The organism is Halobacillus sp. ABA4_118 (genome assembly GCF_056160205.1).
On sequence record NZ_JBSWWS010000001.1, the window covers coordinates 1,934,444 to 1,947,101 of the forward strand.

General features: G+C 46.5%; 12 protein-coding genes. 6 read left to right on the forward strand and 6 right to left on the reverse strand.

Annotated features, from left to right (window positions below; genetic code table 11):
• Positions 1 to 23: 23 nt before the first annotated feature.
• From celB to ACXAGL_RS09715, 4 genes are all read left to right on the forward strand, one after another.
• Positions 24 to 1,313: a PTS cellobiose transporter subunit IIC gene (celB, locus tag ACXAGL_RS09700; protein ID WP_474967266.1), complete on the forward strand. Its 1,290-nt coding sequence runs from the start codon at positions 24 to 26 to the stop codon at positions 1,311 to 1,313.
• Positions 1,314 to 1,359: 46 nt separating this feature from the next.
• Positions 1,360 to 1,677: a PTS sugar transporter subunit IIA gene (locus ACXAGL_RS09705; protein ID WP_474967267.1), complete on the forward strand. Its 318-nt coding sequence runs from the start codon at positions 1,360 to 1,362 to the stop codon at positions 1,675 to 1,677.
• 14 nt (positions 1,678 to 1,691) lie between these two features.
• A complete protein-coding gene (locus ACXAGL_RS09710) occupies positions 1,692 to 3,077 on the forward strand; it encodes a glycoside hydrolase family 1 protein (protein WP_474990967.1) in 1,386 nt (461 codons plus the stop codon).
• Between the two features lie 65 nt (positions 3,078 to 3,142).
• The gene (locus ACXAGL_RS09715) at positions 3,143 to 5,056 is read left to right on the forward strand and encodes a BglG family transcription antiterminator (protein WP_474990969.1); all 1,914 of its coding nucleotides are present in this window, start codon (positions 3,143 to 3,145) and stop codon (positions 5,054 to 5,056) included.
• 57 nt (positions 5,057 to 5,113) lie between these two features.
• Here ACXAGL_RS09715 and ACXAGL_RS09720 read toward each other — a convergent pair whose 3' ends face one another.
• The 6 genes from ACXAGL_RS09720 to ACXAGL_RS09745 are packed head-to-tail and all read right to left on the reverse strand — an operon-like array spanning position 5,114 to position 11,540.
• Positions 5,114 to 6,025, reverse strand: coding sequence for an NAD-dependent epimerase/dehydratase family protein (locus ACXAGL_RS09720; protein ID WP_474990971.1), 912 nt, complete (start codon positions 6,023 to 6,025; stop codon positions 5,114 to 5,116).
• Positions 6,022 to 7,311: a glycosyltransferase family 4 protein gene (locus tag ACXAGL_RS09725; protein ID WP_474992353.1), complete on the reverse strand. Its 1,290-nt coding sequence runs from the start codon at positions 7,309 to 7,311 to the stop codon at positions 6,022 to 6,024. Before ACXAGL_RS09725 ends, ACXAGL_RS09720 begins: the two co-directional genes overlap by 4 nt.
• A 29-nt stretch (positions 7,312 to 7,340) precedes the next feature.
• Entirely contained in the window at positions 7,341 to 8,402 is a 1,062-nt protein-coding gene (locus ACXAGL_RS09730) for a protein kinase family protein (RefSeq protein WP_474990973.1), read from the reverse strand.
• Positions 8,403 to 8,404: 2 nt separating this feature from the next.
• A complete protein-coding gene (locus ACXAGL_RS09735) occupies positions 8,405 to 9,583 on the reverse strand; it encodes a carboxylate--amine ligase (RefSeq protein WP_474990975.1) in 1,179 nt (392 codons plus the stop codon).
• Positions 9,580 to 10,887 carry a glycosyltransferase family 4 protein gene (locus ACXAGL_RS09740; RefSeq protein ID WP_474972137.1) on the reverse strand — a complete coding sequence of 436 codons (1,308 nt, stop codon included), beginning with the start codon at positions 10,885 to 10,887 and terminating at the stop codon, positions 9,580 to 9,582. Before ACXAGL_RS09740 ends, ACXAGL_RS09735 begins: the two co-directional genes overlap by 4 nt.
• Entirely contained in the window at positions 10,884 to 11,540 is a 657-nt protein-coding gene (locus ACXAGL_RS09745) for a PIG-L deacetylase family protein (RefSeq protein ID WP_474967274.1), read from the reverse strand. Before ACXAGL_RS09745 ends, ACXAGL_RS09740 begins: the two co-directional genes overlap by 4 nt.
• 231 nt (positions 11,541 to 11,771) lie before the next feature.
• On the opposite strand from ACXAGL_RS09745, the gene ACXAGL_RS09750 reads away from it, so the two are divergent.
• Entirely contained in the window at positions 11,772 to 12,281 is a 510-nt protein-coding gene (locus ACXAGL_RS09750) for a hypothetical protein (protein ID WP_474990977.1), read from the forward strand.
• 160 nt (positions 12,282 to 12,441) lie between these two features.
• The gene (locus tag ACXAGL_RS09755) at positions 12,442 to 12,657 is read left to right on the forward strand and encodes a hypothetical protein (RefSeq protein ID WP_035532206.1); all 216 of its coding nucleotides are present in this window, start codon (positions 12,442 to 12,444) and stop codon (positions 12,655 to 12,657) included.
• The last annotated feature ends 1 nt before the right edge of the window (position 12,658 follow it).

A 12,658-nucleotide genomic window follows, 5' to 3' on the forward strand; every position in this document is an offset into this window, starting at 1 on the left:
TATCCATTCAGGGGGCATCCAGCATGAATAAATTTATGGAGTTTTTAGAGGGGTTTTTGCTGCCGATTGCAGATAAGCTGAATAACAACCGCTATTTAACTGCGTTAAGAGACGGCTTCATGGTAGCTCTGCCTTTAATCATTTTCGGTTCGATCTTTGTAGTTATAGCTAACTTTCCATTCCTTGACAAAATGATCAGTGAAGAGGCGTTTGCAGCGTATCAAAATGCACTCGGACCTGCTTCGGCCTCCACCCTGAGTATCATGGGAATGTTCGTCATTGTCGGAATCGGTTATAAATTGACCGAGCATTATGAGTTGGAGTCCATCTATGGAGGCGTCGTAGCCTTGGCCTCCTTTCTCATTTTGACCCCTCAGATTCTGGAGGGCGTCAACGGCGTTATTCCGACCTCCAGTCTAGGTGCAGAAGGAATGTTCCTGGGAATATTCACTGCCTTTATCTCCGCAGAGCTTTACCGCTTCTTTGTTCAGAAGAATTGGATGATTAAAATGCCTTCGGGTGTTCCTGGTGCGGTTTCCAAGTCCTTCAGCGCACTGATTCCAATAACGTTGACATTGTCCGTGTTTTTGCTCGTACGTATTTTATTCAGCTTCACACCATTCGATACGGTTCAGAACTTTATCTATACGTTGATCCAGGAACCATTGACAGCGTTGGGAAGTGGACTGCCGGCTACAATCGTAGCGGTTATTATGATTCAGGTCTTCTGGTTCTTCGGGCTGCATGGTCAGATTATCGTCAACTCTGTATTCGACCCGATCTGGTATGCCTTGAATGAACAAAATCTTGATGCCTTCCAGGCTGGAAATGAACTTCCGAACGTTGTTACAAAGCAATTCATCGATACATTTCTTGTCGGTATGGGTGGAACGGGGATGACGCTTGCGGTTATTATTTTAATCTTTGTTATAGGTAAAAGCCGACAGTTGAAAGAACTGGGTAAATTAGGGGCACCAGCGGGATTGTTTAATGTGAACGAACCGATTATTTTCGGTTTACCAATTGTCATGAATCCATTGATCCTTATCCCATGGTTAGTAGCTCCTGTTGTTATAACACTGGTTACATTTTTTGCAATGTCGACAGGACTGGTGCCAAAACCTGCAGGAATCATTGTCCCATGGACAACACCGCCGCTTCTCAGTGGTTTTCTGGCAACAGGGAATGCGTGGCAGGGCGCAGCGCTTCAAGCATTCAATCTGTTTATCGTCTTCATCATCTGGTGGCCGTTTCTGAAAATATTAGATAAAAAATACTATGAAGATGAAGGTAAGGGAGACATGGTTGAATAAAGGATCAGGGGTAACTTCAGAATGATATAAGGTGGATTGATGAGAAATGAATGAAGAAATGAATCCGGCAACAGAAACAGCCTTCCAGATCATCCTGCACGCAGGGAACGGAAAATCCAGTGCGATGGAAGCGATCCAAGCCGCTAAGGAAGGAAAGTTCGATGAATCCGACCGGCTGATCGAGGAAGCCAATGATGAACTGGCAAAGGCTCACGGCTTTCAGACAAAGCTGCTTCAAGAAGAAGCGGGCGGAGGGGAAACAAAAATCAATGTGTTTTTAATCCATGGGCAGGATCACTTAATGACTTCCATGACGGTTAGAGATCTTGCTGTGGAAATTATTGAAATTTACCGTTTGAAATAAAGGAGGAGATCATGATGAGTGTAGAGTATTCATTTCCAGAAGGGTTTTGGTGGGGGAGTGCCACCTCTGCCACGCAAATCGAAGGTGCAGCAAAGGAAGGCGGGAAAGGGGAAAATATATGGGATCATTGGTATAAAACTGAGCCCCATCGTTTTTTCCAGGATGTAGGACCGCAGACAACTTCAGATTTTTATCACCGCTACAAAGAAGATATCGGGTTAATGAAAGAAATCGGCCATAATACGTTCCGGCTGTCGATTTCCTGGTCAAGACTAATTCCTGAAGGGCGCGGCTCGGTCAATGAGGAAGCAGCTGCTTTTTATAATGATGTCATTGATGAATTGATCGAAAACGATATCGAACCCTTCGTGAACTTATTCCACTTTGATATGCCGATGAAACTGCAGGAGGAAGGGGGCTGGGAGAGTCGTCAGGTTGTCGAAGCATTCAGGGCATATGCAGAAGAAGCCTTCCGTTTGTTCGGAGACCGGGTTTCCAAGTGGTTTACGTTCAATGAGCCGATTGTACCTGTAGAAGGTGGATACTTGTATGACTTCCATTATCCAAACGTCGTGGACGCGAAGCGGGCAGCCCAGGTCGCCTACCACACAGCTTTGGCCAGTGCAAAAGCTGTAGAAGCTTTTAAAAGGAATGAGCACCAGGGGGAAATCGGGATCATCCTGAACCTCACTCCTTCTTATCCGCGTAGCGGAAACCCTGCTGACCAGCGTGCTTCCAGGATCGCTGACTTATTCTTTAACCGCAGTTTTCTGGATCCCGCTGTCCTTGGTGAATACCCTCAGGAATTGATCAAACTTTTATCCGAGCATGGCTGTCTCCCAGATTCGCAGCCGGAAGATCAAGCCCTGTTGAAAGCCAATACGGTCGATATTCTAGGAGTGAACTATTATCAGCCTCGTCGTGTGAAAGCTAAGGAAAATCTGCCAAACCCTTATGCTCCTTTTCTTCCGGAATGGTATTTCGACCATTACGAGATGCCGGGCAGAAGGATGAACATCTATCGCGGGTGGGAGATTTATGAAAAAGGAATCTATGATATTATGATGAATTTGAAGGATCACTATGGAAACATCCCGTCATTTATTTCGGAGAATGGCATGGGGGTACAAAACGAAGAGAGATTCCTGCAAGGCGGAGAAATCCAGGATGATTACCGTATTGAATTTGTATCGGAGCATTTGAAGTGGCTCCATAAAGCTGTTCAGGAAGGGTGCAATGCCAAAGGGTATCATATGTGGACGACGATGGATAACTGGTCCTGGTCCAATGCCTATAAAAACCGTTATGGATTTATTTCCATCGATGTGGAAACGAAGGAACGAAGCTTGAAAAAGAGTGCGCACTGGTTTAAAAATGTGGCGGCTAATAATGGGTTTTAACTCTTCTGCGCGGTGAAGCGTAGTTCAATCGGTTACCACAGTATGGATCAGTAAGGAGAAGCGATATGCTGAACTCTCGATTGGAAAATATATTGCGTAAATTAATGGCGGTGGATTATCCGCTTTCCAGTTCTTACTTAGCCAGTGTTAATCACGTAACTCCACGTACCACAAGGGAAGATATTAAAGCTCTGAATGGGTGGTTACAAGAGAACGGGGCGGAGATTCATACCATTATGGGAAAGGGATATCAGTTGGAGATCCATGATGTTCCCCTTTTCCATGAGTTTTTAAAGAGGACGGATGATCCTGGTGAAACGGCTGGGAATCGACTGCCGGAATCTCCGGAAGGCCGGGCCGCTTATCTTTTGAAAGAGTTGTTATTAAGTGAAGGGTATGTCAAATTGGATGATCTTGCCGAGGAAATGTTCATCAGCAAGTCTACGATTCAAAATGATTTGAAGGAAGTCAAAAAGCAGTTATTCAATTATGATCTTTCATTAGAATCCCGCCCGAATTATGGGCTGAAAATCAAGGGGGAAGAAATGAAGGTCCGGTTCTGCCTGAGTGAATATTTATTTAACCAGCAGAATACAGGTATTCCGGACAAGCTGGAATCTTTTTCTAAAGAAGATAAAGAGAAGGTATTCGCTATTCTCATCCGAAAAATCAATGAGCATGACATGACGCTATCCGACATCGCGGTGAACAATCTGCTGATTCATATCCTGATCGCTTACAAACGTGTCCAAAGTGGCAACTACGTAGAGATGTATCAGGATGACCTGATGGAAATAGAAGAACAGGAACAGTATCAGGTAGCCGCAGAAATTTTAAAAGAGGTGGAGGATTCTCTTCATGTCGAGTTTCCGAATATAGAGATCGCTTATATAGGGCTGCACCTTCTTGGAACGAAATTATTGACCACATCCAGTGAGGTTGTAGAACAGGTTATGGATCAGCAGGTCATCGATCTGGTTAAAGCTATCTTGGAAAAGATCGATGGGGAATTCAATTTAGGAATCCGAGGAGATCAGGAATTAATCGTGGCTCTCCGCCTCCATTTGAAACCGGCCATCAACCGCTTCAAGTATGAAATGAACATCCGCAACCCGATGCTGGAGGATATCAAAAAAAATTATCCGTTAGCCTTTGAGACGGGAGTGACAGCCGGCGTGGTCATTGAAGAGCATACAGGGGTCAGTATTGATGAAAACGAAGTAGGTTACCTGGCCCTCCATTTCGGGGCAGCTATAGAAAGAAGGAAATTGGAAACAGGACCAAAGAAATGTTTGATCGTCTGTGCTTCTGGAATGGGGACAGCGAAACTGATTTATTATAAATTGAAATCACATTTCGGCAGTCAGCTGGATATTACCGGAACGACGGAATACTATAAACTGGACGAATATAACTTAGCAGACATTGATTTTGTGGTGAGTTCCATCCCAATTCAAAGGTTGGAGATTCCTGTGATCGAGGTGAATACGATTGTAAGTGAATCCGACCTGCTCAGGATTGAAGAAACCGTGGTGGGAGGAAAAAAGGCATTCGTCGATTATATACGTGAAGATCTCGTCTACTTACAGAAAGAATGTCAGTCAAAACAGGAAGTCCTTGAATTTATGAGCGGCGAACTATTGAATAAGGGTTTGGTAGACGATACTTTCCTCAAGGCCGTTCTTGAAAGAGAAGCAGTCGCACCGACCTCTTTTGGAAACTTAACCGCGATTCCTCATCCTATTACCCCTCAATCATCGGAAACGTTCTTAAGTTTTTGTACGCTGAAGAATCCTGTTTTATGGGAGGGAAAGCCTGTCCAATTGATTTGTTTTCTCTGTGTGAAAAAGGACAGCCAGGAGGATCTGCAGGTATTATATGAAAAACTCGGGCAGATGATTGATCGTCCATCCACTGTACAACCATTTATTAAAGCCGGGACGATGTCGGAGTTTTTCCATGCCTTTAAAACGATGTAGACAGGAATATGGAAACCCCGGGAGCCTCCTCTGCGTCAGGGAGGCTTCCGGGGTTTTCTATATTCCTTTATAATAATCGACCGTCTTCTCCAGCCCCTCATTCAAATCATGCGCTGGAGTCCATGTGAGTTCGCTCCGTGCCTTTGCATTGGAAAGTCGGCTGTGCCGGATGTCACCTTCCCGTTTTTCATAATGAACAGGCTCCGTTGATATCCCACACTTCTCGGAAAGCCGGGAGTATAGATCCTTGATCGACGTTTGTGTATCGCTGCCGATGTTAAGGGTTTGGTTATCTGCCTTCGTCATGGCAAGCAGGTTGGCCCGCGCGACATCATCGACGTAGACAAAGTCGCGGGTCTGGCTGCCATCCCCGAAAATGACCGGGGGTTGGTTCTTTAACAGCTGCTCAACAAAAATGCTGATTACACCACCTTCCCCGTCGGAGCGCTGCCCGGGACCATAGACATTCGCATAGCGGAAGATGGTGTAGGGAAGGCCGTGAAGTGTTTGGAACAATCGGATATACGTTTCGGCTGCTGATTTTGAGGCCCCATAAAAGGACAGGGGGCTGGTTGGGTTTTCCTCGTGGAGGGTGTCACAGCTCTCCCCATAAACGGCGCTGGTGGAGGAGAAGATGAATTTTTTCACGCCATAACGGCTGCTGTATTCCAACAGTTTTACGGTGCCTGAAATGTTAACGGCAGCGTCTTCCGCTGGTTTTTTAAGGGATTCCGTCACATTCACTTGAGCAGCGAGGTGCATCACGAAATCGGGCCTCTCCCTTTCGAATATATCCTTCACTTTTTTTGATGAAAGGTGTCTTTTGAAAACCTTCACTCCACATGGAAGGTTTTCTTTCCGTCCGTTGGAGAAATCGTCTAAAACAATGGGAATGTGACCTTCTGACAATAGCAGGTGGACAATTCGGGAGCCAATGAATCCGGCTCCGCCGGTCACTAATACTTTCACTGAAAACCCTCCTTTCTATATAAATGATTCTGGTAAACGGCTTCGATTTTTTTAGTCATGATATCGCTGGTAAGGTGCCTGCGTGCGTAAGACTCGGCGGCCGCGGCAAACCGCCTGCGCTCTTCTTTGCTGGTTATAAAACGCCTGAGCGCCCGGACCAGTTCTTCTACATTCCCCGGTTCGCAGAGAATGCCGGTTTTTTCAGGATGGACCATTTCCGGTATGCCCCCACATGTAGTGGAGATGACCGCCTGCTTCGAATGCATAGCTTCGATGATGGATAAAGGGAAGTTGTCATTGATCGTAGGCAGAACATAGATGTCTGACTGCGAGAGAATGGACGGGATATCGTCTCGTCTGCCCCAGAAGGTGACGTTATCCAGCACCCATTCTTCCGCTTGTTTCATCAGGATTTCTTTCATGACACCATCTCCGACAATCCATACGTCCATATGATTCCTATACTCCCGCAGACGTGCCAGCGCTTCTAAAAGGTACCCATGACCTTTCCGTGGGGACAGTCGGGAAACGCAGGTTATGGTGAGTTTTTCGCGGGGGCGGTTCGGGAGTGGTTGAAAATCGATGCCGGTATGAACGGTCACCAGCTTTTCTTCCTCTGCTCCAAAATTCATCAGGTTGGGGCGGAAGGAATCAGCGATCATGATAATTTTCGTACTGGCTGCTATCCCGCTTTTTTCAATACACGTAAAATAGGCTTCTTCAAGGGACCCTTTATGGATTTTGTTGAATGTCAGGCGGCTTTTCGTAAAAAAACCGTGCGGGGTGAAAAATAGTGGTTTTTGGTACGTTTGATTCAGATCGCCAAGAAGGAAAAGGGCAAACAGATCCTGGGCGTGGATAACGTCATACTTCTCAAGGTTCTGGGTTTTGAGAAACGCTGAAAACACATGAAGAAAGCTGAGGTTCTTTATGATTTTTTCGTTTGTTGATCCGTAACGGTCCATCATGAACGCCCGGGCGGCGGCTGCGGCTTCCGGAATCCACTCCTCCAGCTGCACGGAAGACATGTGCCCGGGGGCCAGTACATCAACGTGATGACCTGCAGCCTCCATGCCGTTTTTCAAGGAGGTGATGTAATGGGACAGCCCGCCGGTATTGGGATATCGAAAAAACGTTACATATAAGATGGTCAAAGACTTCGGCGGCCGGTATTCCATTGACTGCTGGTGGAAGGAATGGGGGGAGTTGGGAGCGGCGTCTTTCTTCTTTAAAAAATACTGATCCATCACAGCAGTAAGAGCGGGATGAATGCGGAAGGATGGCATTTCACTCACGTTTCCTCGTCCTTTCTTATCTATTTGTAAATTCCCAGCTCTTTCCCCCATGCAGCTATTTTCTCCAGATGGTAGGGCAGGAGTTCCCCTCCACGGTTTTCAAGGATGCGCCTCAGCTGGGTGTGCAGTCCTTTTTCAAGGGTCCGCTGGAGATAGGCCATTTTATAAAGCTTCATGGGCGGTGTTTGGAACTCAATGCCATGCTTTTTCATTTCCTTTGTATAAACATCCACGACTCGAGTGCGGATGTTGTCAGCGTCGTTCTGCCAGTCTTTGCGGAAGGCGATCAAAATCTCGACCATGACAATCATATCGAACCAGGACGGGGCGAATTTCGCTGATTCCCAGTCAATGAATTGAATGGGCCAGGCGGTAGGTTTCTGGACATCCTTTGAACAGATATTCTGCATGTGAAGGTCACCGTGGGTGATGGAGAACCCGCTTTCCAGAAGTTCAGGGAAAAAATCAGGGCCCTGCTTATACATGTTTTTCAATGATTTGTAATGAGGTTTGATGACATCCTTCCACTGCTTTTCCTTTTTGGCCTTCGTCAGCATGGTTAGTGTATTGGACATGAATTTTTCCCGGTCTTTTTTCATTTCGGGAGAGTCATACATGGGAAACCAAGGCTGCAGAGCCGCGGACTCCCTTCTGAACTTTTCCTCATACGTGTGGGCGTGCAGCTTGGCAAGGGCAGGGATGATGAGATCGAAATGGTCGGGGGTGAACGTCAATTGTCCCCGGATCTGCCGGACAAACTCCATAAACACCCACGTATTGGACCCGTGTCTCTCGACCAGATAGATGTTGGGGAGGAATTCTTTCAGGAAAGGATAGGCCCTGCTGTAGATATTGATCTCAATTTCATTTTTATATTTGGTCGAGTGATAGATTTTGAAAATGATCGGAAAGGTTTGGTTGTGTGATTGAAGGTCGAGCTGATAAATGCTGCTTCGCTTCGTGGACTTCAGGTTTTGTACCGAATTCTCTATGAGCGACACTTTTTTTCCAAGAGAGGCAGTGAGCTTCTCTTCAATACGGTTTTTATGAAACATCGACGTCAGTTCGGCGCCGGAATACATGGTTACTCACTCCTTCGGTTCTTCTTACAGGCATTCTTCAAATGGGACAAGGTGCTGCGTATAAAAGGCATCGGGTCATCGAGGGCAAGGAGAGCAAAAACCTTCTTCCCCCTGAACCCCTCTAGGAAATCTCGAACATTCATTTCGCCGTGCTTTCTTTTTTCAAGGAAGGTCAGGAAATAGCGGACAAGATAGATCCACTGAACGCCGTCTGTCTGCTGTAAGGATGGTGCGGGGTGATGCCCTGTCAGGTGCAGGTAGTAAAAATAGGCAAAATCAACGCCCGAAGCGCCGGTTAAGCTGTGGGTGAGCCAGAAACGAGGGTTGATTTCAATGAGCTTGTATCGGCCGTCGCGTGGGTCTTTTTTGTATTCGATCATTCCGATCCCTTTAAGGTTCAACGCTTCCAACAGCGGGAGGCCTTCCTCCACGAGTTCGGGAATTCTCCTGCTCACAATATGGGCGCCTGTTCCAAACCGGGCGGGGAACTGGTGATTTTTCTGCAGGGTGAAAAGGGCGAGTAACCGCATGTTCTCATCAAAAAAGGTGGCGATTTTGTAGAAGCATTGGTTATCGCCGGGGATGATTTCCTGTATGATCAGCTCTCCAAAGGCCCGGTATGCCGGGTAGACCTCCTTCAGCATGTCAGCATCCTCTATGTGAATCGCCTTTTTGTTGACGTGTTTCCGGAATTCATGACCGAATACGGGCTTTAAAATACACGGGAACTCCAACTGTGCAATGGCTTCATCCAGGTGCTGTTCATCTTCTATAAAAAAAGTTTTCGCTGTCGGTACGTGATGCTGGACGGCCAATTCATAGGTTCTCTTTTTATCGAGCAGATCCATGATGGTTGAATGATCGGGATATAAGAACAGATAGTAGGAGGACAGTTCACGGCGGTACTTGGAAATGAACACCACATAATCATCCGACCCGGCATAGAGAACGGGTTTATGATCGAGAGAATCGGAGGTTTGGATTAAAAAAGAAAGCAGTTCTTCCTCCTGGGTCAAGGGACTTGGGCAGACAGCGCAGTGGGCGAGCCGTGATTTTCCTTTGGCATAGGGCCCTTCTGTATCGAAGGCGTACACATCAATTCCTTTTCGGGCAAGAGTGTGGATGATTCCGACGCCGTTAGCACTTAAATCAAGCACGACAGCTGGGTGTGTGAACATCATTCTCCCTCCGAATCGAGAAGGTTATAGTAGAGTTGTTCTACGCGGCCGACCATTGCTTCCCGTGTCAGGTGCTTCTTGGCATAGTCATACGCCTCGCCGCTAAGCTTTCTTCGTAAGGCTTCGTCTCCAAGCAGTCGTTGGAGCTCGGTGGTTAACTGGCCGACATGTCCCGGTTCCACCACGAGACCGGTTTGATTGTGGTGGACAATTTCCGTGATGCCGCCACAGTCGGTAGTCAAGACAGCTGCCCCGCTGTGCATCGCTTCTATAATGGAAATCGGAAGGTTGTCGTTGACGGTGGGAAGGACGAAAATATCGGTTTTACTCAAAATGGCAGGAATGTCCCCGCGCTTACCTAGAAACTTCACGTTGGAGAGCTTCAACGATTGGACCTCCGCTTCAAGCGTTTCCCGCATTTCCCCGTCCCCGACAATCCACACCTCTGCCTGCTGGCCGATCCGCTTGATCATCGACAGTGCCTTGAAAAGATGCGTATGTCCTTTGCGGGGCCCCAGCCTTGCGATACAGGCGATGACAACTTTCTCATTCCTGTCCCTCCGCTTCAAGTCTTTGAATTCAATGCCGGTATGAATTGTAGTCAGTTTGTTCGGTTTGGCTCCGAGAGCACTCAACGGTTCACGGAAGGAATCACTCAAAATGACCATGTGGGTGGCGTAGTCGATGGCTTTTTCTTCGATTTTTTTGTAATACACTTCTTCGACGGATCCTGCCTCAATGCGGTTGAATTTGACCCTGCTGAAGGTGAACATGCCGTGGGGCGTAAAAAGAAGCGGCTTTCCTATGCCTTCATTCAATCTTCCCAGGATGTTGGCTGTAAATAAATCCTGGGCGTGAAGGATATCGTATTTCTCCACTTTGACGGATGATATCATCTGTTCATAGATATAAAGGAGACGTGAGTTTTGGATGATTTTACTTGTACTGCTGCCATAACGCCGTTCAAAGAAAGTCTTTAATTCAGGGACGATCGCTTCCCGGAGCTTTTGTACCTTTTTAGGTGAAAATTGGCTGGGTGAGATAACATCGACTTTATGTCCCATAGATTCGAGGCCTTCTTTTAATGTGGTGATGTAGTTGGAAAGTCCGCCGGTATGTGGATAATCCCAAAAGGTCGTCAGAAGTATGGATAATTTTTTCTGTCCGGGTTTGTGTTTTGTTTTCTTCTTCCGCCGTGGTTTTTTACTTTTTCCTTCGAGGAAAGCGTGGAGCGGCTTCGATTTGATTCCATAATAATCATCGAGAGCGGCGATCAGGTGGGGGTATGGAAAATAGGATTCCTTCATATCCATATCCTCCTGATTACTTCAAAGGCTTCCGCGTATGGAACACCGATAGTCATCCCGCGGACACTCGCCAGATGTTTGACTCCTTCATAGGAACGCGGATGGGGAAAGGCGCGCATTTCAACTTCGTAATGTTTCAAGGAAGCGATTTTTTCTTCAATCTTTGTAGATATATTCACATAATAGTTGGGCTTGAACTGCTTATCACTGCCCGGGGCATTCCACTCGCTTGAAGATACGGTTTCGAAGGTGATCAGCTCGATCGGCTGTTTACCAGGAAGGGGACGGACGGCTGTGAGTACAGCCTGGAACGTAATCTGATGATCGATATTCACATCCCCGTAGTGGTGGGTGAATACGATCGATGGCTGGTAAATCTCAATCAGTCTTTCAATTTCCTTTGTTAATAGATGGAGAGGCATCATTTCTAATTCCAAGTTCGGGTGTTCTAAAAATACCATTTCCTGAATTCCGATCTCTTGGTTTGCCTTGCGGGCAAGATATTGAATGTGATGAGCCTCTTCTTTTCTTCCGTTTGCTGTAATGATCGATACGACTCTACTTCCCTGGTCCACGAATCTTTTCAGCGTTCCTGCTGTGCCAAGGAGTTCATCGTCCGGATGGGCAGCGATGACCAATACAGTATCTTTCATTTTCATCACCTCATTCTAATCTCTATTACGTTACTATATGTCTTCCGAATGATAGTCGAAACAGACACGAGCACAGGGCGCCTGACTGTTTGTTCCCCTATTGGAATGCAGCCTCAGAATAAAAAAATAGAGAGAGGAGCCGGGGGCTGCCCTGAAAATAGGCTCTACAACCTTTTTCCGGCATCATATATTGATTAGGAACGAAAGCTCTAATGTAAAGAAGGTGAGCCGATGAGAAAAAATCACAGTCCATCGAACGCTGGGAAGGTCCCTGTAGATAAGGGGCGGGAAGATCATGCTCCCAGAAAGCCGCACAACAATGTCCCAGCCATGGATGATGTTTTAACGTCCATGTTTAAACTGGGGGACGATCTAGAAGTCTTCTTCCGGGATCAAGTGCTCGGAGAGGGAGGTACCTATATAACAGCGTTCCACAATGTTCTCGTCTGGGTGGATCGTAAGGGACATATCAATGTAACCAATGTAAGCGGTCCGGTCAGTGTAAGAAAAATCAAAAGGGACAGAAAAAAACGGGAGAAATCCAAAAAGCAGGCTGATCCATGTTCCATGCGGAAGGACAGGGGAAACCACTCCTGTGATAAAAAGGAGACCGAACACGCCGGGAGGAAGAGGCACGACATTTCTTCGGTGGATAAAGAGCTTCTGAACTTCGTCAAAATCGAGCAGAGTCAATCAGAAGGCGGCCTATCCTCTGATACGTACGAGAACGAATACACGTAAACGTGGTCATCTATCTATCAACGTATATCCTGTCCGGCAGCCGAAACGGAAAATCTATCAAGGGCTAATAGGAAAACATTCTCAAATTGAGCGATATGCCTGTACGCATTCCTTGACTCAGCATAGAAATAGAGTAAACAGTGAAAAGGAGGGAAATGATATGTATAAAGATAAAGAAAAAGATAAAGGCCAAAGCATGGCTGGGTTCCTTAACAAGATTTTGTCCATGGGTGATAAAATTGAAGTTCTATCCGGCGATGAAGAGCTGGATGAAGGTTCCTACGTATATGCGGACGATCACTTCTTAGTATGGGCTGATGATAACGGCCACATCAACACAACGAACCTTGATAATGTTACGGTTCGTAAAATCTAAT